At 66.0% G+C, this 26,254-nt stretch carries 26 protein-coding genes and 2 pseudogenes; 25 read left to right on the top strand and 3 right to left on the bottom strand.

Annotated elements, in window-relative coordinates; translation table 11 throughout:
- Nucleotides 1-64: 64 nt before the first annotated feature.
- Nucleotides 65-976 carry a LysR substrate-binding domain-containing protein gene (locus ACFE65_RS10690; RefSeq protein WP_375382350.1) on the top strand — a complete coding sequence of 304 codons (912 nt, stop codon included), beginning with the start codon at nucleotides 65-67 and terminating at the stop codon, nucleotides 974-976.
- A gap of 115 nt (nucleotides 977-1,091) precedes the next feature.
- On the opposite strand, the gene ACFE65_RS10685 is transcribed toward ACFE65_RS10690, so the two are convergent.
- Nucleotides 1,092-2,258: a Rieske 2Fe-2S domain-containing protein gene (locus tag ACFE65_RS10685; RefSeq protein WP_375382349.1), complete on the bottom strand. Its 1,167-nt coding sequence runs from the start codon at nucleotides 2,256-2,258 to the stop codon at nucleotides 1,092-1,094.
- Between the two features lie 472 nt (nucleotides 2,259-2,730).
- On the opposite strand from ACFE65_RS10685, the gene ACFE65_RS10680 reads away from it, so the two are divergent.
- The 6 genes and pseudogenes from ACFE65_RS10680 to ACFE65_RS10655 all read left to right on the top strand — a co-directional run bounded on the left by ACFE65_RS10680 (nucleotide 2,731) and on the right by ACFE65_RS10655 (nucleotide 8,546).
- Complete coding sequence (locus ACFE65_RS10680) at nucleotides 2,731-4,476, top strand: FAD-dependent monooxygenase (protein ID WP_375382348.1); 1,746 nt, start codon at nucleotides 2,731-2,733, stop codon at nucleotides 4,474-4,476.
- Between the two features lie 176 nt (nucleotides 4,477-4,652).
- Nucleotides 4,653-4,970, top strand: a complete 318-nt coding sequence (locus ACFE65_RS10675) for a 2Fe-2S iron-sulfur cluster-binding protein (protein WP_375382347.1) — start codon at nucleotides 4,653-4,655, stop codon at nucleotides 4,968-4,970.
- A 5-nt stretch (nucleotides 4,971-4,975) separates the two neighbouring features.
- Nucleotides 4,976-6,220 (top strand): NAD(P)/FAD-dependent oxidoreductase, encoded by a 1,245-nt coding sequence (locus tag ACFE65_RS10670; RefSeq protein WP_375382346.1) that lies wholly within the window; start codon nucleotides 4,976-4,978, stop codon nucleotides 6,218-6,220.
- A gap of 1 nt (nucleotide 6,221) precedes the next feature.
- Nucleotides 6,222-6,953: a CoA transferase subunit A gene (locus ACFE65_RS10665; protein ID WP_375382345.1), complete on the top strand. Its 732-nt coding sequence runs from the start codon at nucleotides 6,222-6,224 to the stop codon at nucleotides 6,951-6,953.
- Nucleotides 6,953-7,607 (top strand): annotated as a pseudogene (locus ACFE65_RS10660) (3-oxoacid CoA-transferase subunit B). The gene ACFE65_RS10665 and the pseudogene ACFE65_RS10660 overlap by 1 nt, the downstream one beginning before the upstream one ends.
- A gap of 181 nt (nucleotides 7,608-7,788) precedes the next feature.
- Nucleotides 7,789-8,546, top strand: a protein-coding gene (locus ACFE65_RS10655; protein ID WP_375382344.1) for an IS5 family transposase whose coding sequence is annotated in 2 segments (ribosomal slippage) — nucleotides 7,789-8,110 and nucleotides 8,110-8,546 — 759 coding nt in all. Because the reading frame shifts where the segments join, the coding sequence is not laid out codon by codon here.
- Nucleotides 8,547-8,934: 388 nt separating this feature from the next.
- On the opposite strand, the gene ACFE65_RS10650 is transcribed toward ACFE65_RS10655, so the two are convergent.
- Nucleotides 8,935-9,750, bottom strand: coding sequence for a helix-turn-helix transcriptional regulator (locus ACFE65_RS10650; protein WP_375382343.1), 816 nt, complete (start codon nucleotides 9,748-9,750; stop codon nucleotides 8,935-8,937).
- Nucleotides 9,751-10,042: 292 nt separating this feature from the next.
- Here ACFE65_RS10650 and ACFE65_RS10645 point away from each other — a divergent pair.
- From ACFE65_RS10645 to ACFE65_RS10625, 5 genes and pseudogenes are all read left to right on the top strand, one after another.
- Nucleotides 10,043-10,561: pseudogene (locus tag ACFE65_RS10645) on the top strand (CocE/NonD family hydrolase); the annotation flags it as partial.
- Nucleotides 10,444-11,544 carry a CocE/NonD family hydrolase C-terminal non-catalytic domain-containing protein gene (locus ACFE65_RS10640; protein WP_375382342.1) on the top strand — a complete coding sequence of 367 codons (1,101 nt, stop codon included), beginning with the start codon at nucleotides 10,444-10,446 and terminating at the stop codon, nucleotides 11,542-11,544. The pseudogene ACFE65_RS10645 and the gene ACFE65_RS10640, both read left to right, overlap by 118 nt.
- Before the next feature lie 43 nt (nucleotides 11,545-11,587).
- Nucleotides 11,588-12,385 carry an alpha/beta fold hydrolase gene (locus ACFE65_RS10635; protein ID WP_375382341.1) on the top strand — a complete coding sequence of 266 codons (798 nt, stop codon included), beginning with the start codon at nucleotides 11,588-11,590 and terminating at the stop codon, nucleotides 12,383-12,385.
- 92 nt (nucleotides 12,386-12,477) lie between these two features.
- On the top strand, nucleotides 12,478-12,855 hold the full coding sequence (locus ACFE65_RS10630) for a hypothetical protein (protein WP_375382340.1): 378 nt from the start codon (nucleotides 12,478-12,480) through the stop codon (nucleotides 12,853-12,855).
- Between the two features lie 50 nt (nucleotides 12,856-12,905).
- On the top strand, nucleotides 12,906-13,139 hold the full coding sequence (locus tag ACFE65_RS10625) for a hypothetical protein (protein WP_375382339.1): 234 nt from the start codon (nucleotides 12,906-12,908) through the stop codon (nucleotides 13,137-13,139).
- A gap of 52 nt (nucleotides 13,140-13,191) precedes the next feature.
- Here ACFE65_RS10625 and ACFE65_RS10620 read toward each other — a convergent pair whose 3' ends face one another.
- Nucleotides 13,192-14,094, bottom strand: coding sequence for a LysR family transcriptional regulator (locus ACFE65_RS10620; RefSeq protein ID WP_375382338.1), 903 nt, complete (start codon nucleotides 14,092-14,094; stop codon nucleotides 13,192-13,194).
- A gap of 84 nt (nucleotides 14,095-14,178) precedes the next feature.
- On the opposite strand from ACFE65_RS10620, the gene ACFE65_RS10615 reads away from it, so the two are divergent.
- Genes ACFE65_RS10615 through ACFE65_RS10555 form a run of 13 tightly spaced genes read left to right on the top strand, consistent with a single transcriptional unit; the run spans nucleotide 14,179 to nucleotide 26,197 of the window.
- Nucleotides 14,179-14,616 (top strand): ester cyclase, encoded by a 438-nt coding sequence (locus ACFE65_RS10615; RefSeq protein WP_375382337.1) that lies wholly within the window; start codon nucleotides 14,179-14,181, stop codon nucleotides 14,614-14,616.
- A gap of 54 nt (nucleotides 14,617-14,670) precedes the next feature.
- Nucleotides 14,671-14,898 (top strand): 4-oxalocrotonate tautomerase family protein, encoded by a 228-nt coding sequence (locus tag ACFE65_RS10610; protein WP_375382336.1) that lies wholly within the window; start codon nucleotides 14,671-14,673, stop codon nucleotides 14,896-14,898.
- Nucleotides 14,899-14,942: 44 nt separating this feature from the next.
- Nucleotides 14,943-15,680: an SDR family oxidoreductase gene (locus ACFE65_RS10605; protein WP_375382335.1), complete on the top strand. Its 738-nt coding sequence runs from the start codon at nucleotides 14,943-14,945 to the stop codon at nucleotides 15,678-15,680.
- Nucleotides 15,681-15,691: 11 nt separating this feature from the next.
- Nucleotides 15,692-16,597: an SDR family oxidoreductase gene (locus ACFE65_RS10600; RefSeq protein ID WP_375382334.1), complete on the top strand. Its 906-nt coding sequence runs from the start codon at nucleotides 15,692-15,694 to the stop codon at nucleotides 16,595-16,597.
- Nucleotides 16,594-16,815 carry a DUF1427 family protein gene (locus tag ACFE65_RS10595; RefSeq protein ID WP_375382333.1) on the top strand — a complete coding sequence of 74 codons (222 nt, stop codon included), beginning with the start codon at nucleotides 16,594-16,596 and terminating at the stop codon, nucleotides 16,813-16,815. The genes ACFE65_RS10600 and ACFE65_RS10595 overlap by 4 nt, the downstream gene beginning before the upstream one ends.
- Nucleotides 16,815-17,309: a (2Fe-2S)-binding protein gene (locus tag ACFE65_RS10590; RefSeq protein WP_375382332.1), complete on the top strand. Its 495-nt coding sequence runs from the start codon at nucleotides 16,815-16,817 to the stop codon at nucleotides 17,307-17,309. Before ACFE65_RS10595 ends, ACFE65_RS10590 begins: the two co-directional genes overlap by 1 nt.
- Nucleotides 17,306-18,316, top strand: a complete 1,011-nt coding sequence (locus ACFE65_RS10585) for an FAD binding domain-containing protein (RefSeq protein ID WP_375382331.1) — start codon at nucleotides 17,306-17,308, stop codon at nucleotides 18,314-18,316. The genes ACFE65_RS10590 and ACFE65_RS10585 overlap by 4 nt, the downstream gene beginning before the upstream one ends.
- Nucleotide 18,317: 1 nt before the next feature.
- Nucleotides 18,318-20,669 carry a xanthine dehydrogenase family protein molybdopterin-binding subunit gene (locus ACFE65_RS10580; protein WP_375382330.1) on the top strand — a complete coding sequence of 784 codons (2,352 nt, stop codon included), beginning with the start codon at nucleotides 18,318-18,320 and terminating at the stop codon, nucleotides 20,667-20,669.
- A complete protein-coding gene (locus ACFE65_RS10575) occupies nucleotides 20,666-21,643 on the top strand; it encodes an amidohydrolase family protein (protein ID WP_375382329.1) in 978 nt (325 codons plus the stop codon). The genes ACFE65_RS10580 and ACFE65_RS10575 overlap by 4 nt, the downstream gene beginning before the upstream one ends.
- A gap of 25 nt (nucleotides 21,644-21,668) precedes the next feature.
- The gene (locus tag ACFE65_RS10570; protein WP_375382328.1) at nucleotides 21,669-23,981 is read left to right on the top strand and encodes a xanthine dehydrogenase family protein molybdopterin-binding subunit; all 2,313 of its coding nucleotides are present in this window, start codon (nucleotides 21,669-21,671) and stop codon (nucleotides 23,979-23,981) included.
- Nucleotides 23,982-23,991: 10 nt separating this feature from the next.
- The gene (locus ACFE65_RS10565; protein WP_375382327.1) at nucleotides 23,992-25,083 is read left to right on the top strand and encodes an SMP-30/gluconolactonase/LRE family protein; all 1,092 of its coding nucleotides are present in this window, start codon (nucleotides 23,992-23,994) and stop codon (nucleotides 25,081-25,083) included.
- Nucleotides 25,080-25,592, top strand: a complete 513-nt coding sequence (locus ACFE65_RS10560) for a DoxX family protein (protein WP_375382326.1) — start codon at nucleotides 25,080-25,082, stop codon at nucleotides 25,590-25,592. Before ACFE65_RS10565 ends, ACFE65_RS10560 begins: the two co-directional genes overlap by 4 nt.
- 11 nt (nucleotides 25,593-25,603) lie before the next feature.
- A complete protein-coding gene (locus ACFE65_RS10555; RefSeq protein WP_375382325.1) occupies nucleotides 25,604-26,197 on the top strand; it encodes an O-methyltransferase in 594 nt (197 codons plus the stop codon).
- Nucleotides 26,198-26,254 lie beyond the last annotated feature (57 nt).

Below are 26,254 nucleotides of genomic sequence, written 5' to 3'. Positions count from 1 at the left end.
CGATGCTAGAGCACTAACACGTTGGATCCGTCGGTTTCAGCCGTTCCGATTACGAGAGGGCCCTATGAAGTTCACCCAGCTGCGCGATCTCATCAGCATCGCCGAGCGAGGCGGTTTGAGACGGGCCGCGAGACACCTTGGGCTCGCGCAGCCAGCGCTCTCGAAAAGCATACGGGAACTCGAACACGAGCTCGGCGCACCGTTGTTTGAGCGGACTACCACCGGGATGACGTTGACCCCTATCGGCCAAGCCTTCCTCAAGCGAAGCACAGCCATCCAGCTGGAGGTTCAGCGCGCCTTCGACGAGGTGCAGCAACTGCGCGGTTCCGCCACCGGGACGGTTTCGGTGGGCATGTCGACGTCTTCGCAGATCGCCATGCTGCCACGCGTGCTCAGACCATTTGAAAGTCGCTATCCCGACGTGCTGCTCAGGATCAGCGAGGGCCTGTTTCCCGTCATGGAGAACGAGGTTCGGCAGGGGGCGATCGACTTCTACGTCGGGCCTCCGGGAGAGAGCGAGATGCCGAAGGAGTTCTCCGTGGAAAACTTATTCGACAATCGCAGGGTCGTGGCCGCGAGACCCGGCCATTCCCTCGCCAAGGCGCGCTCGATCAAGGACCTTGTCAACGCGCGGTGGGTGGTCACGTCCGTCACCGCGATCAACGCCGCGGAGCTGAACCCGTTTTTCGATCGCTATGGATTACCTCAACCGAAGATCGTCGTCGAGGCGCACGGTGCGATGGCCGCAATCATGGCGGCCGCCTCGTCCGACCTACTGGCGATGCTCCCCCAGCAGTGTCTCGACTTTGCCGAGAGGGCATCGCTGTTGAAGCTGGTGCCGCTCGATGAGGTGTTTGAGGCACCGCCCGTCTGCATCGTCAGCCGAACCGCGTTGCCGCTGACGCCCGCAGCTCAGCATCTGGCCGACCTCTTCCGCAGGGCTGCGCTGAACCGGAACGAGCCTCTTCATTTTTGAAGATACGCTCCGGAGCTCTCTCAAACTGCGTTGCGTCCAAACGTCGCGGGCCTGGACGGCGATAGTGAAAGGGCGTCGACCCCTGCCGCCTGATGCGCAAGCAGGGGCCTTGGCCTCACGCGGCGTTCGCTAGTTCTACCATTTGCAGCTTCTCCTCTGTCGTTCGGCGCCAGTTCTTCAGCGGCTCTTCTGCACGCAGGGCACGAAGCTCGCGAAGCCAAAGTCGACGCAAAAGGCCAATCGCACGGTCCGAGCGTCCCAAGTTCTCCGCCTTGCGATCCGCCACCACGCCTTGCCCTGCCATGCAGACCGTGTCCTGGATGACGGGGAGTAGGGGGTGCAACTCGTCGACGTCGTCCAGCGTCATCTCGCACGACATGATCTTGGCGGCGAGTTCATTGGGATCGATCATCGTCTTGAGTTTCTCGTGCATCGACTTGTCTGGGTTCGCGACCCGGTCGATGAACAGGCTGAGTGTTGACGTGTCGTCGATCGGCACGCGCCAAGCCGCGTGAACGGTAAGCTGGCTGCGATCCTGCTGGGTGACCACTTCTCGCAGCATTACGTTGGGCATGAAAGCGTGGGTGAATAGCTTGCTGCCGTCGGGCCGTGTAGCCACGTTTACAAGACCGTAGTCGGTTTCGGTTGCTGCGATGAGCGGGATATCGGAGATGCCGAAGCTACCTGCGAATTCGCCGTGCGTGAAATGGACGTGCACCTCGTCGATGTCGTTCTCCACCCGCTGAAAGTAGTTGTAGGGCAGGACCGTCGCCACCGAGAGCAGCTCGCCAGCCGACTCGTCCTCAAGCTCCGGGAACCGCAGGAACTCAGGTGGTTCGCCTGCGCCGAAGTAGCCGAAGATGACGCCGAGATATTCGCGAGCGGGATATGTCTTGAGGCAGATGCTCCGGGCATAGGTAGCGGTCTCAGCGGGGAAGTCCTCGCCCTGGCCATCGCCGGAGAACTTCCAGCCATGATAACGGCAGCGGATCGAACTGCCTTCCACCCAGCCGTAGGCTAAGCTCGTTCCGCGGTGCGGGCAGCGATCCTGAACCAGCTTGAACTCGCCATCCTCTGCTCGGTAGAGTGTATGGTAACCGCCGAGGATCTTGATCCGCTTTGCTGACCCTGGCTTGAGGTCGCGCGCGAGCGCGACGGGCTGCCAGAATCTAGCCAAGTATTGACCCGCGATCGCGCCGTTCTCGATCAGCGAGAACTCGTCGCTCGGGTGCTGTTCGAACGCCCCAGCGATCTGCTGGATTACGTGGACGGGATCCTTCATAGTGTGCTCCTTGCGCGTGCTCGGGCGCTGCTTGATCCGAAAGGTGTGTGGATCAGATTTGACATGGTCAGGCTCGATTGGGCGGCGTCCTGGAAATTTCGAAGCTGTTCCTCGGTAACAGCTTTGATCGGACGCACGCGGACGTTGGCACCCTCCTTGCTCAGGCCGCGTCCCTGACCTTCGTCAGCTCGGGCCAGCCTTTGACGCTGTGGTAGGCTATCGATGAAGAGCTGACACGATACCAGAATTTCCGAAGTGATAGGGTCGCGCTAACGCTTCGTGACGGCGCGATGCGGAACTGCTCGTGCGGACGAGTTTCAGTGCAGGTGTATCGCAGTGGCGATCCCGCTGAGATAACACTTTCTGAGATTCGACATCCTGCGGGCGTCACGGTTGTCCACTAGTCCATGTGCCGCGGGGTCGGCGACGCAACGAGATGCGAGGCGCCGGGCTTATCCGGGAGGGATCCAAAATGGACATGGAGGCCGACTCCGGTCGACCGCGGACTGAGGTCGTAGTCGTGGGTGCAGGCCCGAGTGGCCTGGCTTTATCGATCGAGCTTGGCCAGCGAGGCATTCGCTGTCTGGTCGTCGAACAAAACGAGCGCGTGGGGTATGCACCACGCGCGAAAACGACCAACGTCCGCACGCGCACTCATTTCAGGCGCTGGGGCATCGCGGAACGTCTGGCAGAGGTGTCGCCCTTCGGCGTCGACTATCCCTCCAATGTGCATTTCGTCACCAGTCTTCGCGGGGCGTCCCTCGCGGTCATCGAGAACGCATCGAATTGCGCGCCCGTCAAGTCCCAAGACTATCCCGAACACGGGCAGTGGGTTCCTCAGTACAAGCTTGAACAGGTTCTAAGGGAGAAGGCGGGCACTTTGCCTTCAGTGGCGTTCCGGTTCGGCACGGAGTTCGTCGCCGCCGACCAGGACGAAGAGAAGGTAATGATCACCCTGCGTGATCGGGCGTCAGGCATCAAGAGCGAAGTAGTGGCGAACACTCTCGTCGGAGCGGACGGTGCGCGAAGCGCTGTTCGGAGCTACGTTGGAGCGACGATGTCCGGAACCTATGGTCTCTCGCGCAACTACAACATCGTATTCCGCGCGCCTGGTCTGGCCGACGCTCACGCGCACGGTCCGGGCAGCATGTACTGGCAGGTCAATCCCGTCGCCCCCGGCTTGATCGGGCCGATGGACGAGGGCGACATATGGTTCTTTATGCCGACGAGGCTTCCAGAAGACTTCAAGATCACGCAGGACTCCGCTGCTGCGCTCATCAGGCAGTCGACGGGCATCGATCTGCCCTACGAGATCATGAGTAGCGACGAATGGGTCGCCAGCAGTCTTCTGGCCGATAGGTACAGGGATCGGAGGGCGTTCCTAATCGGCGACGCCTGCCACCTGCATCCGCCCTTCGGCGGCTATGGGATGAACATGGGCATCGCGGATGGCGTCGATCTCGGCTGGAAGATCGCAGCGGTCAGCCGAGGTTGGGGCGGCGCAGGCTTGCTTGACAGCTATGAGCGGGAGCGGCGGCCTATACACGAGTCCATCATCGCCGAGGCGTCGGCCAACCATTCGGTGCTCTCCAACGATCTATGGCATCCCAATCTCGAGCGGGACGACGCAGTCGGCGAGGCGGCCCGCGAGGCGGCGGGCCTCCGGATCGTTGCGGCCAAGGAACGCGAGTTTCACACCCTCGGCATCGTGCTGGGGGATTGCTACACTTCCTCGCCGATCATCGAGGACGATGGCTCGCCGGTTCCGACGAGAGATGCGTTGGTACACCGGCCGACCAGCCGGCCAGGCTGCTTGGCACCGCACTTCTGGTGTGGTGGCGACTTGTCCCTCTATGATTGCTTCGGGATGGGTTTTGCGCTGGTCTGCCGGCCGGAAGCACGTTCCGAGGAGATCGAGCAGGCCACTTCGGATGCTCGGAGCCTCGATATGCCTTTCGTCGTCGTCCGGCTCCAGGATAGCGATCCCCTGCACCTCTACCCGTCGACCCTAACCCTCGTTCGACCCGACCAGCATGTCGCCTGGCGGGGGGCACGTTGGAGTACGGACGCACTTCAGAATGCAGCCGGCTTGGGCTCCCAGGGCTCCGCCTCAGACCCCGCATCCTCCTCGGAGACGAACTCGGCACAGATGCGACGGGATGAGCCCTCGCTACGGAGCCAGGTTGCGTCCCACTTCACGACATCGGCGCCGTCATGACCATGGCCGATGAACTCGGGCGGGTGGATGTCGTTTCCGCAAATGCCGCCGGGGTCGGCTCTCCAGCGGTACCGGCAGGCTGCAGTTGACGGCCCTGACAACGACGGAAGACCCTCTCGCGGTCAAGTAGATCTGCTGAAAACCGCCGTCACTTCGACTAGAAAGGCTTGAATGACATGCCAGAGCTAATTCTCACGACGCGGGAGGGAGAGGAGAAGCGCCTTCAGGGCGCCGACGGGCTGACTGTCATGGAGGTCATCAGGGACGGAGGCGTCGATGAACTTCTCGCCCTGTGCGGCGGGTGCTGCAGCTGCGCAACCTGCCACGTGTACGTCTCCGGAGACGTCGCGAACGACCTACCGCCGCCAAGCGATGACGAAGACGACCTGCTTGAGAGTTCGAGTCACCGTCGTCCATCGTCCAGGCTATCATGCCAGCTTCCCTTCTCCACCTCAGTCGACGGGCTGCGCGTTGTCATCGCGCCGGAGGACTGAAGGCGATGTCCGACGCCGCCAGGGAGAATGCCTCGGCACGCGACGTGCTGATCGTGGGTGCCGGTCACGCCGGTGCCCAAGCGGCAATCGCTCTTCGCATGGCAAAGTTCGATGGATCGATCGCGCTGCTCGGAGACGAACCGGAACTTCCTTATGAGCGCCCCCCGCTGTCGAAGGAGTACTTGTCCGGCGAGAAGCCCTTTGAGCGGCTGCTGATCCGGCCTGCCAGTTTCTGGCGAGACCGAGACATCGAGGTCCTGACTGGTCGAAGGGTCACGAGCGTGGATCCTGAGGCGCACGAGGTGTTGTGCGCGGACGGGTTTGCGGTCGCCTACCGTCGGCTCGTCTGGGCTGCCGGCGGCACGCCGCGGCGCCTGGTCTGCTCCGGTCATGACCTCATTGGTGTCCACACCGTACGCACCCGTTCGGATGTGGACCGGATGCGGGTGGAACTGGAAGAGGCCACCCGGATCGTGGTGATCGGTGGCGGCTACATCGGCCTTGAGGCGGCAGCAGTGCTCGTCAAGGCGGGCAAGAACGTCACGCTGGTAGAGGCCCTCGACCGCGTGCTGGCTAGAGTGGCCGGGGAACCCCTCTCGCGGTTCTTCGAGGCCGAACACCGGGCGAACGGGGTCGATGTGCGGCTAGGCGCGTGCGTCGAATGCATTGAGGAGCATAACGGGCGTGTGTCAGGCGTTCGCCTTGCTGGCGGCGAAGTGCTGGACTGCGAGATGATCGTTGTCGGCGTCGGCATCATGCCGTCGGTTGAACCGCTGCTCGCGGTGGGAGCTGCTGGCACGAATGGAGTTGCGGTCGACCAGCAATGTCACACCAGCCTCCCGGACATTTTTGCGATCGGCGACTGCGCACTTCACTCGAATGCTTATGCCGACGGCGCTTGGATCCGACTTGAATCGGTACAGAACGCCAACGATCAGGCGGCTGTCGTGGCCAAGACTCTCTGTGGAATCGAGGATCGGTATCAGGAGGTGCCTTGGTTCTGGTCTTCACAGTACGACCTGAGGCTCCAAACGGTGGGATTAGCAGGCGGACACGACCGTGCCGTCGTGCGCGGCGATCCGGCTAAACGAAGTTTTTCGATTATCTATCTGAGACGTGGTCGGGTTGTCGCGCTCGACTGCGTGAACGCGATGCGGGATTACGTTCAGGGCAAGCGGCTCGTGAAAGACGCCGCAGCGATTTCGCCTGATCTTCTCGCAGACGCATCCATTCCGTTGAAGAGTCTTTGACATGAACAAACTCCATCAGGACGCCGCTGCCGCGCTTAACGGGCTGCTCCACGACGGCATGACGATCTGCGCCGGCGGCTTCGGCCTGTGCGGCATTCCCGAGCGGCTGATCAACGCGATCCAGGCATCCGGCGTCACCGCACTGACGGTCGCCAGCAACAATGCCGGCATCGACAATGAGGGGCTCGGCAAGCTGCTGCGGTCCCGCCAGATCGCCAAGATGATCTCCAGCTATGTCGGCGAGAACAAGGAGTTTGAGCGGCAGTATTTGGCCGGCGAGCTGGAAGTGGAGTTCTGTCCGCAGGGAACGCTCGCCGAGCGCTGCCGTGCCGGTGGTGCCGGCATTCCGGGCTTCTATACGAAGACGGGCGTCGGTACCCAGGTCGCCGAGGGCAAGGAAGTGAAGGAGTTCGACGGCGAGGAATACATCTTGGAACGCGGCATCCGCGCCGATCTCGCGATCATCAAGGGTTGGAAGGCGGACGAGAGCGGCAACCTGGTGTTCCGCAAGACGGCGCGCAACTTCAACCAGCCGATGGCGACGGCGGGGCGCATCTGCGTCGCGGAGGTAGAGGAGGTGGTGCCGACCGGCAGCCTCGAACCCGATCACATCCACCTGCCCGGCATCTATGTGAACCGGATGATCGTCAGCGCGCCCTACGACAAGAAGATTGAGTTCCGGATGACGCGGGCGCGCGAAACAGCTGGCGCGGCGGCGGGGAGTGAAGTCTGATGCCCTGGACACGCGACGAGATGGCGACGCGTGCGGCCAAGGAACTGCGCGACGGCTACTACGTCAACCTTGGTATCGGCATCCCCACGTTGGTCGCCAACAACATCCCCGCCGGCATGACCGTTACCCTCCAGTCCGAGAACGGCATGCTCGGCATCGGCCCGTTCCCCTATGACGACGAGATCGACCCCGACCTCATCAACGCCGGCAAGCAGACGATCAGCGAACTGCCGCAGACCGCCTATTTCTCCAGCGCCGACAGCTTCGCGATGATCCGCGGCGGCCATATCGACCTGACCGTGCTGGGCGCGATGGAGGTGAGCGAGGGGGGCGACATCGCCAACTGGATGATCCCCGGCAAGATGATAAAGGGTATGGGCGGGGCGATGGACCTCGTCGCCGGGGTCAAGAAGATCATCGTCGTCATGGACCACACCGCCAAGGACGGCAGCCCCAAGTTCATCCCCGCCTGCACCCTGCCGCTGACGGGCAAGAACGTGGTCGACATGATCGTCACTGATCTCGCGGTGTTTCGCCGACCAAGCCATCACTCGCGTTTCGAGTTGGTTGAGATGGCTCCGGGGCGTGACGACCGAGCAGATTGCGGCGAATACCACCGCTCATTACTGCACATGCCTGACAGTGACGACTTGAGTGGCTTCGGTAGCATTGCCGGGCAGCATACGCCCGGCGTTGCGGCGGAAGAGTGCTACGTCTATCGCTTCGGCGGCGTATATGGCGGCTTGTTGTCGCGAGGCCTTGACTAACCTCCTAGGGTCAGGACCCATTGATGTGAGGTGCGCGATCTGATTCAGGCTCCGCGAGGAGACTGCGGATGAGCGACCTGTTTTGGTTGACTGATGAGCAGGTGGAGCGCTTGCGGCCGTTCTTTACCAAGAGCCACGGCAAGCCACGGGTTGATGACCGACGGGTGTTAAGCGGCATCGTGTTCGTCAACCGCAATGGGCTGCGCCGGCGTGATGCGCCCAGCGCCTATGGTCCCCACAAGACGCTGTACAATCGGTGGAAGCGGTGGGGCGAGCGCGGCGTGTTCGTCCGGATGATGGAGGGATTGGCAGCCGCAGGTGCCGAGCCGAAGACGGTGATGATCGATGCGACCTATCTGAAAGCGCACCGCACGGCGTCCAGCCTGCGGGTAAAAAGGGGGGCCTTGGTCGCCTGATCGGCCGCACCAAAGGCGGCCTGAACACCAAGCTCCATGCCGTCGCCGATGCGAACGGCCGCCCCTTGAGCTTCTTCATGACCGCCGGCCAGGTCAGCGACTACACCGGCGCGGCAGCGCTGCTGGACGATTTGCCCAAGGCACAGTGGCTGCTTGGAGACCGCGGCTACGACGCCGATTGGTTCAGGGACGCTCTGCAGGCCAAGGGCATCCAGCCCTGCATCCCGGGCCGCAGATCGCGCAACCAGCCCGTCAGATACGACAAGCGCCGCTACCGGCACCGTAGCCGCATCGAGATCATGTTCGGTCGGCTGAAAGACTGGCGGCGCGTCGCCACCCGTTACGATCGCTGCCCAACCGTCTTCTTCTCCGCCGTCGCCCTCGCCGCCACCGTCATCTTCTGGCTGTGATCAACGAGTCCTGACCCTAAGTGACTCCGACACGCCTGCGAGCCCAACTTGGTCGCGGGGTAGATCGAATAACCACAATCGGCGACTCTTCCCGCCAGCGACGACGTGAACAGGCTGTGCCGCGTCTTCTGTTCGCGGAACATGGGCAAGAAGGCGCGGGTGAGTTGCCGGCGTGCCGCGCCGCACGCTGTTCCGCTATTTCGCGACCAAGGAGCAGGTCGCACTCGCCAATCAGGGCTGAAGATCACACCGGGGCGCGATAGCTGCGCCCGGGTACCTCGAAAAGCGAGAGTTTGTTGCAGGATTGGGCCAAGCGGCTGAATGTGGGCGTAGTGGAATTGGTAGACGCGCCGGATGCAAAATCCGCTTCCGCACCCTATCGCAACCGCTATCTCCTACGCGGCCTGCAGATCGACAGGAGCTGGCTTCGCGACGATATTCCGAGCTTGTCGTAAGCCCGGCGGCGGTAGGTGACGATGCTGCTGGGTTTCACGCCGATGTCATTGGCGATCGCGTCGGCCTTCCTGCCGGCGAGCATGCTGAGGCATACCTGCCGCTCCCGCTCGGAGAGGATCGCCAGCGGCGCGGGCGTGTCGGAGGCGGTGGGTTTGGCGAAGTGCGTTGCCAGCAGTCTACCGACCAGCAGGAACACGCTCTCCTCAATCGCGTCAAAAGCACCGAAGGCGCCGGCCTCTGCGGGTTCGTCGCAGTAGAAGCTGAGTACCATCCTGAGCGAGTCCTGCGCGACCAGGACGGCGACCTTCGAGCCGAACCTGGGCTGGCCGAAGAACTTGGCAAGGTATGCCGGGCTGAGCTCGCTCGCGATGCTCTCGAGTCGCTCGACCCCGCAGTCGCCGTCGCCCATTGCCAGCACGCGGCCAACTAGCGGGTCCTCCCTGAACCAGCCGTTGGCGTAGTCGGCTACAAGCGTCCTGCCGCCGCCGGGTCCGAAGTTGCGGCTGAGCAGGCAGAGCGCTTCGCCCGGCGCGTAGGCAAACGCGATGACCTGGGCGGCGCCGGTCGCCCCGATCAGCTCTTGGAATAACTCTACGAACCCGTCGGTCCCGATGACGGGGACGCAACGCGACGCGACGTCGATCAGCCGGCGCGGCAGCGCGGCCCTGACGCCGTCGTCGTCAACCATCTTCGCCAGCGGTCCCTCCCTGCTCATCGTCGCTTCCGGCCGCGTGCGGAAACGCGGCACGCACCCGGCTGCGTCAAGGGCGGAAGCTACCTACTTTCGAGAAGGGGCGGGCATCCGCCGGGCCAGCGGGCAATCCGTTGTCCTCCCCGGAAGGGGACAGAGCGTCGGCGGAACGGTGGTCTAGGGAAGGTGATCTCTGTGGCTGGCTTTGACGCAGGCCGGGTCGGGACAGGAGGGCTGGTCTTTGTCGACATTTCGTAACCAGGTTGAGGCCGACAGCGACGAGGACCGGGGTGCGGTGACTTATCCGCTGCCCGGGGGCGTTCTGGTCGAGCGCGACATCTGGGTCCAAATGCGCGACGGGGTCCGCCTGAACGCTACCGTGTTCAGGCCGGAGGTCGAGGGCCGCTACCCCGTCATCATGTGCGTGACGGTCTACGGCAAGGACCGGTGTCCGAACGACTACTCGACGCTGCCGAAGATCAGGAACTCGGGCAACGCGGTCGGCACCCTGCGCATAAGCGACGTGACGCCCTGGGAGGCGCCGGACCCGGGCTTCTGGGTTCCGAACGGCTACGTCGTCTTGGTCGCCGACGCGCGCGGCTACTATCGGTCGGAGGGCGAAGCCGGGATCTACTCGGAGAAGGACCCGGAGGACTATGAGGACCTGATCGGGTGGGCGGGCGTGCAGCCGTGGAGCACGGGCGCGGTCGGCCTCAGCGGCGTCTCCTACCTAGCGATCAGCCAGTGGATGTGCGCTTCGACGACGAAGCCCGCACATCTGAAAGCTATCGTGCTTTGGGAAGGCGCCTCCGACCTGCTCCGCGACATTGTCGAGCACGGCGGCATCCCCGAGACGCGGTTCCTGCCGGGCTACTACTCCGGGTCGCTAGCGCGCGGCGCCGGCGAGGCGGTGGCCGAGCGCGGGCAAAAGCTGATCGAGGCGTCGGCGCGCCATCCTTTTCCGCTCGAGACGATCGAGGTGCCGGCGCTGGTCTGCGGCTCCTGGTCGCTGCAGGGGCTGCACAGCCGCGGTGCGTTCGAAGGTTTTATGCGCATTTCCTCGAAGCGGAAGTGGCTGTACACGCATGGCGGCTGCGAGTGGGACCGCTACTACAGCGCCGACGCGGTCGAGTGGCAGAAGGCCTCGACCACTTCCTCAAGCGCGAGGACAACGGCTTCGACCGGCGCCCGCCCATCCGGCTCGAGGTCCGCCGGACCAAGACGGAGCACGAAGTCCGCGCCGAGCGGACATGGCCGATCGACCGCGTGTCCTGGGAGCGGCGCTACGTCGACTTCGGACGGAACCGCCTCACCTTCGCGCCCCCGGACGCCAATCAGCATCGCGACTACGATTCCGAGACCAACGAGACGCTGCAGGTAAACATGCCGTTCGAGCGCCCGACCGAGATCACCGGGCCGATGGTTCTCACGCTATGGGTGTCCGCGCTCGACGCCGACGACCTCGACCTCTTTGTCGCAGTGCGCAAGTACGATCGCGAGGGACGCCAGATTCAGTTCATGGCGAGGGACGGCTTCCGCCAAGGCATGGTCAGCCTGGGCTGGCTGCGCGCCTCGCAGCGGCATGTCGACCCGGAGTCAGCGCCGTGGCGGCCCTACCTGACGCGCGACCGAACCGAGAAGCTGGCTCCGGGCGAGGTGGTGGAGGTGCGAATCGAGATTCTACCTTCGAGCACCAGCTTCGATGCCGGCGAGTCGATGCGCCTGCTCGTGAGCGGTCGCGACATCCTGCAGTTCGCGCGCTTCGGCCACGACGAAACGGTAAATGAGGGGCGCCACCGGATCTACGCCGGCGGCGACCGCCCGTCGTCCCTGCTGGTGCCGTTCTGCTGAGCCGGCGAGGCGCGAGTTTCTGCACAGTGGAGGATTGTCGATAATGGACGAGGGCATCATGCGCATCGAGGTCGAGGGCGCGTCGCTCGGCTACTCCGTCCAAGGCGGCGCGTCGGAGGGCCGGCCGATCGTGTTCGTGCACGGGCTGGCAATGCGCTCCATGGCGGGCCCCTACGAGGAACTGCTGGGGCTGCTGTCGCGCCAGCACGTCGTTCACGCGCTCGATCTCCGCGGGCACGGCGCCTCTTCCGACTCCGTAGAGGGATGGACCTTCGACCAACTCGCCGACGACGTCGTCGCGTTCTGCCGCGCGCTGAAGCTGGACGCGCCCGTCTTCGTCGGCCACTCCTTCGGCGCCGTCATCGGACTGCTCGCCGAGATCCGACATCCCGGCGCGTTCCGGGCGCTTTGCCTGCTGTCGCCCGGACCCGCGGACCACCGGAAAGACCCGGTCGACACGCTCGACTTCCTGATCGAGCACGGCCACAACCGCGACGCCCTGCGCGAGACTTTTCGCCCGATGTTCGTGCGGCCGCCAGGCGCAATGCTTGACGTTACAGTCGACGCGGTGGCGCTCGTCGACACCGAAGTGCATCGCGAGCAGAAGAGGCAGAACCCGCACTTCTCTATCGACGATCGGCTGAAGGATGTCGCCCCGCCGACGCTCGTCGTCTGCGGCGAGGAGGACAAGGTGGTGCCTCAAAACAGGCAACACGACATGGCCAGGAAGCTTCCGCGCTCCAAGGAGGTGGTCTTCTCCGGCGAGGGCCACATGATGGCGAACGAGAGCGCCGGGACGGCGGCCGGCGAGGTGCTGTCGTTCCTCGACGACGATCATTGAGAGGCCGCCGACATTGGTCCACCGACAAGGTTCTGTGGATGCGGGACCGACTGCGGGACCGGCCCTGGACGGGAACTTGAAGGAGTGAGGCAATGACACGCGTTCTGCTGATTGGCATCGAGCCCAGAGCAGTCGATACCTTTGATCCTGATCTTCCCCCTGGCACAACTCGTGAGAAGATCGCGGCCGGCATCGAGGCGACCATGTCCGACATGCGGTCGCGGGATTGGGAGCCGGGCTTCTGCCCAATCCTGGCCGACGGCGCGGAGGCCGCGATCATCGAGGCATTAGCGGAGCCCTGGGACTGCGTCGTGATCGGCGGCGGCGTCCGGGTCCCGGCCGCGAACCTCCGACTCTTCGAGAGAGTGGTCAACGCGATCTGCAAGGCCGCACCGGGCACTCCGATCGCGTTCAATACCGAGCCGAACGATACCGCGGACGCCGCGGCGAGGTGGCTGGGCCGCGCGTGATCGGACGGTCGGTCCCGCCCGCCAAGCCGAAGCGGGTAAGCGCGACCGGCGTGGCGGCGCGCGTCTCCGGCGCGGGGCTGCGGATGCGGGTCCTGATCGCCGTTCCCGTTTGGGTCATCGTCGGATCGGCTGATAAGGGAGAGCCTGAGGACTCGCTCCGCGACGCCTTCGGCAAGGTCACACCCGGCACGGAGTTCGTTGTGATGCCCGGCCCGGGCCACCTCTCGCCGCTCGCGGCTGCTGATCAATTGGCCGACGCGATCCGCTCGGCACAAACCGGCTAACGCCACGGTGAGGCGCGGCGGTAAGCCCGGATCGCCTTGTTCAGTCGTCGTGTCAGCCGACCGAAACGATGCAGTCGCGCAGCCATCGTTGCGCCGGATGGGCGTCGTTTCTGCGATGCCAGCACATGACATAAGGGCAGGGCGCGAGTGGAAGCGGTGGTTCCAATGTGACCAGCCGGTCCGCGTAGCCGGAGATGTCCACCACGCCGAGCATTAGTGTGGCGATCAAGTCCGAGCCGGCGACAAGCGCGGGAGCCGCGTACATCTGAGTGAGCGTGATCGCGAGCGAGCGTTTCAGCCCGCGCTCGGCGAGCACCGTATCGGTGTGGCCGAAGCGATCACCCTCCGGAGACACGAGCAGATGCTCGAGCGCGAGGAAGCGATTCAGTGTCAGCGGGCCGTCTGCCGCCGGGTGTCCGATACGGACGACGCACACGTAGGGCTCTTCGAACAGCGGTCGCACGAAGATGCGACCCGGTGCGCTGGACGGCGGCACGCCAACGGCGACGTCCGCCTCACCCGCATCCAGCAGCGCGATGGCCTCATCCCTCGCCGTGTAGGCGCGCACCGCCAGCTTCGTCGCTGGCGCCTTTTCGTGAAGACGCCGGACAAGCTTCGGGAGGAGCTTGAACGCGCCGTGTTCTTGAAGCGCGACGTTGAGGGTGACGCGCGACATTGCGGGCTCGAACTCCTGCGCGAAGCCCAGCGTTCGTCCGATGGTGTCAAGCGCCGGGCCGAGCGACTCAGACAGTTCGAGCGCGCGTGGGGTGGGTTGCAAGCCATCCTGACCGCGAACGAACAACTGGTCGTCCCACAGCCTGCGAAGGCGCGACAATGCGGCGCTCATGGCCGGTTGCGTCCGGCCGATGCGCCTGCCCGCCTTGGTGACGCTGCGCTCGGCCATAAGCGCGTCGAAGGCGACCAGCAGGTTCAGATCAATTCCATGCAAATCCACAGCGCTGATATGCTCACATACCAATAATCGATGAGGACCATAACTCAGATCGAGAGTATTGTCTCTCGAGAAGTGGAGGGTCGCATGCTCAACATTGCCTCAGCAGATACTCACGAGCTCAGCGAGAACGACCGCCAAACGATTGAGACGCTCTATCGCGCCTTCAACTCTGGCGATCCCGAGTTGCTGAACGACGCTCTGGCCGACGATTGGCACGACACGCCGATGGCGCCCGGGCAGCAACCCGGCCTGGCGGGCATGAAGCCGATGGTGACAGCATTTCTCGCCGCGTTCGCGGACCTGAGTATTACGCCGCAGGAGGTGGTCGGGTCGCGCGGGCGCGCGGCGGTGCGGCTGACGCTGAGCGGGCGACACGTTGGGGACTGGATGGGGGTTCCGGCCACGAACAAGCGCTTCGAGATCGACATGCACGAGATGCACCACATCGAAGACGGGCGCATTACCCACACCTGGCATCTCGAAGACTGGGCGGGTTGGCGCCAGCAGATCGGAGCCGCGTAACCGCCTTCTAGTTACCACCTCAGATTGACAACTTTACCCCGAAGGAGATTTCCAATGCCGTTCGCCAATTACAAGATTCCTCAGGGCATGATCACCGCGGAACAGAAGGCGGAGATCATCCATCGCACCACCGATCTCTTCGCTTCCTACTTCGGCGAGGGCGTCCGGCCCTACACGATGGTACTGGTCGATGAGGTCGTCGATGGCGGCTTCGGTCGCGCCGACGAGGTGTTCGATCTCGCCGCCATGAAGCGGATGCAGGCTAAGTCCGGACCGAGCTGATCGCCGCTCGACCGGGCAAGATCACATCTCCGAAAGGACGAGTAATGGCTACTCAAACGCGCGCGGCGATCGTCACCGGATCGTCGCAGGGGATCGGTGCGGCCGTCGCGGAGCGGCTTGCCGCGGACGGCCTGGCGGTTGTCATCAACTACTCCAGCAAATCCGAGCCGGCCGAGGCACTGGTTGAGAAGATCGAGCGTGCCGGCGGCCGCGCGATCGCGGTGCGCGCCGACGTGAGCGACCCCGCCGCAGTGGCGCAACTCTTCGACGACGCCGCCAAAGCGTTCGGCGGGGTTGACGTGCTGGTCAACAATGCCGGCATCATGAAGCTTGCGCCCATGGCCGAGACGACGGACGAGCTGTTCGACCAGACGATCGCCATCAATCTGAAGGGTGTGTTCAATGGTCTGCGCGAGGCTGCCAAGCGCCTTCGCGAGGGTGGCCGGATCGTCAGCTTCTCGTCCAGCGTGGTCGGCCTGTATCAGCCGACTTACGCCGCCTACGCCGCTACCAAGGCCGGCATCGAGGCGATGAGCCACATTCTGTCGAAGGAGCTCGGCCCGAAGAAAATTACGGTCAACGTGATTGCCCCAGGTCCGGTCGCGACCAAGCTCTTCCTCGACGGCAAGAGCGACGATGAGATCAAGCCCATCGTCGCCCGGACGCCGCTAGGTCGGCTGGGCGAGCCTGACGACATCGCGGGCGCCGTCTCTCTTCTCGCGTCGGAGGATGGCGGCTGGATCAACGGACAGGTGCTCCGGGTCAACGGCGGCATTATATAGGGAGAACGATCATGGCACAGATCGCCTTGGTCACCGGAGCGTCGAGCGGCTTTGGCCGCATGATCGCGGGCGAACTCGCCGCCGCCGGGCTGACTGCTTACGCCTCGATGCGCGAGATCAGCGGCAAGAACGCCGGGACCGTCGCGGAGATCGCGGGCGAGGCACGGGAGAAGGGTGTCGACCTTCGTACGATCGAACTCGACGTCCAGGACGAGAACTCCGCAAATGCCGCGATTGCCGACATCATCCGGGAGCATGGACGGCTCGACGTGCTGGTCCATAACGCCGGGCATATGGTGTGGGGACCGCTGGAGGCGTTCACGCCCGACCAGCTCGCCCAGCTCTACGATGTGAACGTGCTCGGCACGCAGCGGGTCCACCGGGCGGCGCTGCCCCATATGCGCGAGGCGAGGGCCGGCCTCCTGGTCTGGATCTCCAGCAGCAGCGTCATGGGCGGCGTCCCGCCGCTGCTTGGCCCATATTTCGCCGCCAAGGCGGGGATGGACCAGCTCGCCGTCTCCTACGCGCGCGAGCTGGCACCCTTTGGGATCGAGACGGCGATCGTCGTTCCCGGTGCCTACACCAAAGGCACCAACCATTTCGCCCATGCGGGTGAACCCGAGGACAAGAAGCGGGCGGACGCCTTCACGGCAGCGTGGCCGGACGGGTTCGCCGGTCGCATGCAGAAGGCGCTCGCCGCGACGGACCCGCCCGACTCCGACCCCTCCGAGATCGGCCGCGTGGTGGCGAAGATCGCGCGGTCGCCGGTCGGGCGACGACCCTTCCGGACCGTCATCGACCCCGCCAACGATGGCTCCAAGGTCACCTTCCCGGTCGTGGACCGCGTCCGTGAGCAGTTCCTGCACCGGATCGGCTTCGCGGAACTGCTGCATCCGTCACCGGAAGTCAGCCGGTGAGCTACGCCGTCTCGCTCCTGCTGGGGATTGCGGTCGGTGCCATCTACGCGCTGCTGCGTGTGGTGCCGCCGGCACCGCCGCTGGTGGCGCTGGTCGGGCTGCTAGGCATGCTCGCGGGCGAGAACGCCACGACATGGCTGAAAGTGCGCGTCGCCGCGCATCGGGCACCTTCGGCGAACGCCTCGGTGGCGCGTGCGGATGGGAGGGGAGAGGGCTGATGGCGACGAGGACGGATGCCGTGGTCGAGGGGCTTGAGCTGACCATCAATGGCGAACGGCGGGTGTTGGAGATCGCCCCCTGGACGACCCTGCTCGACCTGTTGCGCGAGCATCTGGACCTGACCGGCACCAAGAAGGGCTGCGACCACGGCCAGTGCGGGGCCTGCACCGTGCTAGTCGACGGCAAGCGGATCAACTCCTGCCTGGCGCTCGCCGTGACGCGCCCGGGCGCGAAGGTGGTCACGATTGAGGGGCTGACGGACGGGGACACGCTCCACCCGATGCAGCAGGCGTTCGTCGAGCACGACGCCTTTCAGTGCGGCTATTGCACGCCGGGGCAGATCTGTTCGGCCGTGGGCCTGCTCAGCGAAGGGCACGCCCGCACGCGCGAGGAGGTGACCGAGCTGATGAGCGGCAATCTGTGCCGTTGCGGCGCCTACCCCAACATCGCGGACGCGATCATGGAGCAGATCGGGCGGGAGACGGGGGCATGACGCCGTTCGCTTACGTGCGCGCGACGAGCCTGGCGGACGCGATTGCGCGGGGCGGCGCATCAGCTACCGCCTTTGTCGCCGGCGGCACAAACCTCGTCGACCTGATGAAGTATCAGGTCGCGCGACCGTCGGAGGTAATCGACCTGAACGCGCTGCCGCTGCGCGCTATAGAGGAACGCGAGGATGGTGGATTGCGGCTCGGCGCGCTAGCGACCAATGCCGACACTGCCTACGACCTGCGCGTCCAAACGCGCTACCCGGTGCTGACCTCGGCCATCCTGGCGGGTGCCAGCGCGCAGCTCCGCAACGCAGCCACCAATGGTGGCAACCTCAACCAGCGCACCCGCTGCTACTATTATTACGACGTCGCCACGCCCTGCAACAAGCGCGCGCCCGGAACGGGCTGCGGCGCGGTCGGCGGGTTCAACCGCATCCACGCCATCTTAGGCGCGAGCGACCAGTGCATCGCGACCTTCCCGTCCGACATGTGCACCGCATTAGCGGTGCTCGAGGCGAAGGTGTGCGTGACCGGGCCCGAGGGAGACCGGGTCATCGAGATCGGCGATTACCATCGGTTGCCTGGCGACGAGCCGTGGCGTGACAACAACCTGCGACCCGGCGAGATCGTCACCGCGATCGATCTGCCGGCGCAGGGCTTCGCGACCAACCACACTTACCTCAAACTGCGCGATCGGCAGTCCTACGCTTTCGCGCTGGTGTCCGCCGCGGTGGTGATGCGGGTCGAAGACGGCATCGTGCGCGAGGGCAGGATCGCGCTGGGCAGCGTCGCGCACAAGCCGTGGCGGGTGGCCGAGGCTGACGCGCTATTCGCAGGCAAGCCGGTCGACGGCGACTTCGGCGACGTCGCGGACGCGCTGCTGGCCGGCGCGCGGGGGCAGGGTGCGAACGACTTCAAGCTCGCGCTCGCGCCGCGCGTCATCGCCCGCGCCTGCACACAGGCCGCACACGGCACACCGCAGATCCAGTCCGACAAGCGGATCGCCTGACATGACCGATACCCTCGCTGCCCCGCTCTCCCCCGAGACAATCGCCCGCGCGCCGCGTCGCGTGGAAGCGCGCGACAAGGTGACCGGCCGGCTGCGCTACGCGGGCGACACCGACGGCCCGATGCTCGGCGTTGAGAGGGAGGCGATGCTGCATGCGGTGCCGATCACCGCGTCGCAGGCGAGCGGCCGCATCACCAGCTTCGACGACACGGCCGCGCTCGCCGCGCCGGGCGTCAGGCTGCTCCTGACGCATCGCAACGCCCCCCGGCTGAACAAGGTCATGTCGATGGTCGGGGCGGAGATCGCCGAGCTGCTCCCGCTTCAGGAAGACGTGATCCGCTACGGCGGTCAGTGCGTCGGGATCCTCGTCGCGGACACGTTGCAGCACGCCATCGAGGCGGCAAACCTGGTCGAGGTCCACTACTCCGCGCCGGAGCCGGATAAGGCGTTCACGCTCGCGCAGGGCGGCGGTCGCGCGGAGGACGCCAAGGCGGTCGGCGCGGGCACGCCCGGGCAGGTCGTGGTCGGCCACGCGGAGGACGGGTTCGCGGCGGCAGCGCATCAGGTGGACCTGACCATCACGACCTCGCCGCACCATCACAACGCCATGGAGCCGGGCGCGGCGGCAGCAGTCTGGGATGCCGATGGCGGGCTGACCGTCCACGTGCCGACCCAATTCAGCTACAACGACGCGGTGATCTTGGGCGAGGCGTTCGGCTTCCCGCTCAAGGAGCGACTGCCGCGCATGATCGCGCAGGTGTTGGGCAAGTTCGAGTTCAACAACAAGGTCCGGGTGGTCGCACCGCCGGCAGGCGGCGCGTTCGGGGGCAAGAACGCCAACGGCCACCTCCTCCTGGTGGCGATGGCGGCTAAGCTGGCCGGCGCGCCGGTCAAGCTCGTGCTCGACCGGGCCAGCGTCTTCACAATGATGCCGTTCCGCGGCGAGTTGACGCAACGCGTACGGCTCGGCGCCGACGCGGAGGGCAAACTGACCGCGCTGATCCGCGACGCTGTCGTCGCGCAGGGCGCGAAGGGCAGCTACATCGAACCCGTCGGCGAGGTCGCTGGCAAATTGTACGCCTGCCCCAACATCCACATCCACACCCAATCCGCGCGGCTCGACACCGGCGCGCCCGGCTGGATGCGCGGGCCCGGCGCGGGCGCGGACGCGACAGGGGTCGAGACCGCGATCGACGTGCTCGCGCATAGGATCGGCATCGATCCGCTGGAGCTGCGCCTGCGCAATCACGCCGACGTCGAGCCGGACAGCGGCCACGAATGGTCGTCCAAGTCGCTCAAGGCCTGCTATCAGGCGGCGGGGGAGCGGATCGGCTGGTTCGACCGGAATCCGGTGGTCGGCTCGATGCGCGACGGCAGACATCTCGTCGGTTTCGGCGTCGCGACGACCATGTACCCCGTGCAGCACATGCCCGCGGTCGCGCGCTGCATCGTCGGCGGAGACGGCCGTGCGGTGGTGCAGACCGCCGCGCACGAGATCGGGCAGGGGATGATCACGGCGCTGACCCAGATCGGCGCTGAGGCGCTGGGGCTGCCGGTAGAGCAGGTCACGCTCGAATATGGCGACACGCGCCTGCCCTATGGCGGCATGACCGTCGGCTCGATGACGACGCTGACCAACGGCGCGGCGATTCATGAGGCGGCGACCGGAGTGCGCGAGGCGTTGCTGAAGCGCGCGGTCGCCGACCAGGGTTCGCCGCTTCACAAGCTCAAGTCCGCAGAGCTGACGATCGCTGACGGCGTGATCCTCGCCACGGACGGTGCGTCGGAGACGGTCGCGGCGCTGATGACGCGCCATCCCGACGGCAAGATCGAACATGAGGCGGTCACCGGGCGCACCATGGGCCACAGCAAATATGCCCGGTTCAGCTTCGGCGCGCAGTTCGCGAAGGTGCTGGTCGATCCTGAGACCGCGCACGTCCAGGTGGTGAACTACATCGGCGCGTTCGCGGGCGGCCGGGCGATCAACCCCCTGCTCGTTCGTAGCCAGCTGATCGGGGGCATGGTCTGGGGCCTGGGCCAGGCGCTGATAGAGGAGACCGTCATGGACCCGCGCACGGGCATGTGGATGAACCGCAGCCTCGGGGAAGCGCTGGTTCCGGTCAACGCCGACATTGCCGGGATCGAGGCACTTATCATTGAAGAGGACGACACCCGCGCGCACCCGCTCGGCATCAAGGGCATGGGCGAGGTGGGCTCGATCGGTGGGCAGGCCGCGATCGGCAACGCCATCTTCCATGCGACCGGGGTCCGCCTGACCGACCTGCCGTTCAGGGTCGACAGGCTGCTCGCCGGCATGCATCCCGGCGCCTTCGCGCAGAGGGCCGCGGCATGACCGGTGGCCGAACCAGACCGTCGCGGATCGACGTCCACGCGCATTACCTGCCCGACGACTACCGCAGCGCGGCGCTCGCTGCAGGCGAGCAGCATCCCGATGGCATGCCCGCCCTGCCCGAGTGGAGCGAAGCCGCGGCGCTCGCGCTGATGGACAAGTTGTCGATCCGCACCGCGATGCTGTCGATCTCATCGCCGGGGGTGCATTACGGCGACGACCGGGCCGCGCGCGAGCTGGCGCGATCGTGCAATCGGCAAGGCTGTGAGCTGGTCCGCAAGCATCGGGGCAGGTTCGGCCTGTTCGCCGCGCTACCGCTGCCGGACATCGCGGGATCGATCAGCGAGGCAATCCACGCTCTCGACGAGCTTGGGGCCGACGGGGTGACGATCGAAACCAACCACGGTGGCCTTTATCTCGGCGACCCCGCGCTCGACCCGCTCATGCAGGTGCTCGACCGGCGGCGGGCGGTCGTGTTCGTCCACCCGACCTCGCCCGGGTGCGGCGGATGTCTCGGACTCGCCTTCGGCCAGCCGCGTCCAATCATCGAGTTCATCTTCGAGACGACGCGCGCAATCACCGACATGATCTACCACCGGACGCTGGAGCGTTTCCCGGGCATTCGGGTCATCGTCCCGCACGCGGGGGCCGCGCTGCCCGTGGTGGCGCAGCGCATCGCCGATCAGGCGCACAACCTCGATATCGACCCCCCGCTGACCCGCGAGGACGTGTTCGGGACGCTGCGGGCACTCCATTACGACCTCGCCGGGTCGCCGATCCCGACGCTTGCCCGCGCGCTGCTCGACATCGCCGATCCCGGGCGCATCCACTATGGTAGCGACTGGCCGTTCACGCCCGGGGACAACGCGGTCAAGCTGGCCGACGCGATCGATGGAGCCGACCTGTTCGACGACGCGCTCCGTCAGCGCATCCTCTTCGACAACGCACGTGACCTGTTCCCGAGGCTGAAGCGATGAGCGCGCGCGAGCGGAGGAGCCAGCCATGAGCATGTTCAGCGAGGCCGCGCAGTCGCTGGTCAAAGAAGCGGTCGCGCTGGCCCCGGACGGTTTGGTGCCGGGCGGCACGCCCGACCCGCTGATCCGGCACCAGCATGGCCATCTCGGCAAGCCCGTGTCGCGGATCGATGGACCGCTCAAAGTGGCTGGCCGGGCGACCTTCGCGGCAGAGGTGTCGCTTGACCGCATGTGCTACGCCGCGCTCGCCTACAGCACGGTGGCTAAGGGTCGGATCGTGGCGATCGACACGGCCGCGGCGGAGACTGCACCAGGCGTCGTGCTGGTGATGACGCACCGGAACGCGCCGAAGATGAAGGCACCGCCCAAGTTTCTCACGAGCGAAAAGGCGGCTTGTGGAGACGACCTGCCCGTTATGCAGGACGACCGCGTGCACTGGAACGGGCAGCCGATCGCGATCGTGCTGGCCGAGACGCAGGAACAGGCCGACCACGCCAAGTCGCTGATCACGGCGACGTATGACGAGGCGCCCGCGACGACCGCATTCGACCGCGCGATCGCGCAAGAACGCAAGCCCGACAGCGTGGTCGGCGAGGCGCCCGAGCAGCGCGTCGGCGACGCCGAAGCCGCGCTCGCCGCCGCGCCGTTCAGCGTTGACGCGGTGTTCCGGACGCCGAGGCACAACCACAATGCGATTGAGCCGCATGCGGTGACGCTGGCGTGGGACGGCGACCGGCTGCACCTTCATGACACGACGCAGCTCGTGTCCAACGTAGCCTGGTCGGTGGCGCAGGTGTTCGGGCTGAAGGAGGAGCAGGTCCGCGTCAGCTCGCCCTATGTGGGCGGCGGGTTCGGGGGCAAGACGTTATGGCAACACCAGATTCTGGCTGCGGCGGCGAGCAGGCTGGCGGACCGGCCGGTTCGGATGACGCTGTCGCGCGAGGGCGTGTATCGCGTCGTAGGCGGGCGCGCCCAGACCGAGCAGCGCGTCGCGATCGGCGCGACCGGGGACGGCCGGTTCGTCGCGCTGATCCACACGGGCGCGTCCTCCACGACCACGCACGGCGCGCTGCCCGAGCCGTTCACCAACCCCGCCAAGGTCACCTATCGCGCCGATGCCATACACCTGGGCGTGCGCGCGGCGAACATGGACACGATCGCCAATACGTTCATGCGCGCGCCCGGCGAGTCGGTAGGCGGCTTCGCGCTCGAATGCGCGGTGGACGAACTGGCGGAGCGGCTCGGCATCGACCCGGTTGAGCTCAGGCTGCTGAACGAGCCGGAGAAGGATCCGCTCTCGGGTTTCTGTTTCTCGTCGCGCCGGTCGGCGCAAGCATGGCGCGCGGGAGCGGATCGGTTCGGCTGGCGCGCCCGCACGCCTGGGCCGGGCCTGACGCGCGACGGCGAGTGGCTGGTCGGGCTAGGCTGCGCCGCCGCGGCCTACCCATACCAGCGCATGGCAGGCGGTGCCGCGCGGATCACGCTTCGCCGCGACGGCCATGCCGTGGTCGAGCTCGCTGCGCACGAGATGGGTATGGGCACCGCTACTGTGCAGACGCAGGTCTGCGCCGAGCGGCTCGGCCTCGAGCTCGACCAGGTCACCTTCCGCTACGGCGATTCTTCGCTGCCCGGCGTCGTGGTCGCGGGCGGGTCTCAGCAGACCGCCTCGATCGGCGCAGCGGTGATCGCAACGCACCGGGCGCTGGTGACGGAGCTGCTGAAGCTCGCCGGCAACGACTCTCCACTCGCCGGGCTGAAACCTGAGGAGGTGAGTGGGCGCGACGGGGGGCTGGCCAACCTGGACGAGCCGGCCCGCCAGGAGAGCTACGGCTCCATTCTCGCGCGCGCGCGACGCGACGAGGTGTGCGTTGAAGCCTCCGCACCGCCGCCGCTCGAACTCCTCCATTGGTCGATGCACTCCTACGGAGCGGTCTTCTGCGAGGTGGCCGTCAACGCGGTCACGGGCGAGCCGCGCGTGCGACGTCTCCTCGGCTCCTACGATTGCGGTCGGATCCTGAACGCCAAGACCGCGGCGAGCCAGCTGCGCGGCGGCATGATCATGGGGCTGGGCCAGGCGCTCATGGAGGAGACGCAGGTCGACGAGCGCAACGGGCGCATCCTCAACCCCAGCCTCGCCGAATACCACGTCCCCGTTCACATGGACGTGCCCGAGATCGACGTGATCTGGACCGACATCCCCGACCCGCACGCGCCGATGGGCGCGCGCGGCGTGGGCGAGATCGGCATCACGGGCGTGGCGGCGGCGGTCGCCAACGCGATCCACCACGCGTGCGGAAAGCGGATCAGGGAACTGCCAATCACGCTCGACAAGCTGATGTGAGGAGGTGTCGATGACAGACGCTCGCGCCCGCAAGGGACGAATATTGGTGACGGCAGCGATGGCGCTGACGCTGTTGACCGGCGCGAGCGCCGCGACCTCACCCGGCGCGTTGCGCCCGATCTTCTCCTCCGACCTCGTCGTAAACGGGGTGACGCAGAGCGCTTCGGGCAGGCTGTTCCTGCCGGTCCAGCCCCGCAAGCCCGGCGAGCCGCACCTGATAGAGGTGCTGGACGGCAGGCCCGTGCCGTATCCCAACGCGGACTGGAACGCGAGCGGACCGCCCGACGGGCACTTCGTCAACGTCAACGCGATCCGCGTCGGCCCGGACGGCGCGCTCTGGGTAGTGGACGGCGGCAGCCCGAGCATCGCGGACCCGGCCGTGCCCGGCGCTGCGCGGCTGATCCGCGTCGACCTCGCCACCAACAAGGTCAGCCGCGTCTACGACCTGGCAGCAGCGGCGAAGCCGCGGACCTTCGTCGACGATGTCCGATTCAACGGCGGCCACGCCTATTTCACCGACGCGCGCGAGCCGGGTCTGATCGTGCTTGACCTCGCGACCGGGCACGCCCGGCGCGTGCTCGACGGCGACCCGAGCACGACCGCTAGGCGTCCGATCCGCGCGGAGGGTCGCGAGCTGCGCGGAGCGAATGGGCGGCCGGTGTTCGTCCACGCCGACCAGCTTGAAGTGTCACCGGACGGGCGCTGGCTTTACTTCCAGCCGTGCGACGGCGGCCTGTCTCGGATCGAGACCAGGCTCCTCGACGACCCTGGCAACGGGGGTGAGCTCTCGCGCCACGTCCAGCGTTTCGCGGCGACGCCGACCACGGGCGGCACCGCCATCGCCGGAGACGGGACGATGTACTTCAGCGACACCGATCGCTCGCGCATCCTGACCGTCAGCCCCGAGGGCAGGATCGCGACGTTGATCGCCGATCAGCGGCTGGCCTGGCCCGACGCGATGTGGATCAGCGATCGGGGCGAGCTACTCATGGCTGCCTCGCAGCTGGACCGCACAGCGGGCATGAACGGGGGCAAGGACGCGGTGCGTCCGCCGGTAACGGTGTACGCGTTGCCGCTCGGCGTCGCGCCGGTGCGCCGGTGACAGCCGGGACCGCATCGCGAGGACTGCGGGCGCTGCTCGCCGCGCCCGATCCGACCTCAATCCGAGCCGAGCCGATCGCGTACCTTGGTCTGCGCATCTGGCTGGCGCTGACGCTGATGACGCATGGAGTGCCCAAGCTGCTCCACTTGCCTCATAGCGGCGCTCCCGACAGCTACGCGGCGCTCGTCCAGATCATCGGCGGCAGGATGCACCTGCCGCTGTCCGGCGCATTGGCCATGCTGGTGACCTTGGTCGAAACCGTTGGCGCCGCCGCGCTGGCCGTAGGAATGGCGACGAGGCTCGCCGCCGTCGCCGTGATCGTCGATCTCCTCGTGGCCGCCTTCGGCGTGCACTTCCCCAAGTGGGACTGGGCGGAAGGCGGCATGGAGTATCCGCTGCTGATGGCCGCCGTGGCGGCATACCTTCTGGTTCGCGGGGGCGGCGCGCTGTCGCTCGACCGTCGCCTATTTGGCAGCGTCTGGTCGCCAGGACCGTCGTCCCACCTTTAAGGACAACAACGATGGATCATGCGGTAAGCGCAGTTCTCGCGCGATACCACGACAGCATGCAGCGTCGCGAGCCGCTCGTCCCGGGCGGTCGCCACGAGCCGTTGCTGGCCGTCGGACCCGAGACCGGGCAGCTGCTGTACCTCCTCGTCCGAAGCCTCGACAAGCCGCTGGTTCTCGAGCTCGGGACGTCATTCGGCTACTCCGGCATCTGGCTCGCAGACGCGGCAAGGGCTGCAGGCGGCCGGGTGATCTCGATGGAGCTGCACCCGCACAAGGCCGAGATCGCGAGCCGCATGGCGACGGAGGCGGGGCTCGCCTCCTTCATCGAGTTCCGGACCGGCGACGCGGTCCAACTCATCGACGAGCTTCGCGATCGAATCCATTTCGTCCTGGTCGATCTCTGGAAGGACCTATACGTCCCGTGCCTGGAGGCGTTCTACCCCAAGCTGGCCGATGGCGCGCTCATCGTCGCCGATAACATGATTTATCCCGGGGGCGCTGATGTCCACCAATACGCCGCCGCCATCCGAGCCAAACCCGGCATGTCGAGCGTCCTGCTGCCCGTCGGATCGGGTCTGGAGCTAAGCCGATACGAAGCCGGCTGAACGGCTTGCGCCAATGCTCCTGAGGAGCGTCGTTCGGCGTGCTTGCTCCACCTTCTC

The sequence above is a fragment of the uncultured Sphingomonas sp. genome, from assembly GCF_964237335.1.
Taxonomy (GTDB): domain Bacteria; phylum Pseudomonadota; class Alphaproteobacteria; order Sphingomonadales; family Sphingomonadaceae; genus Sphingomonas.
Note: the sequence above shows the minus strand (reverse complement) of the source record. Positions and strands in the feature narration are given on the sequence as shown.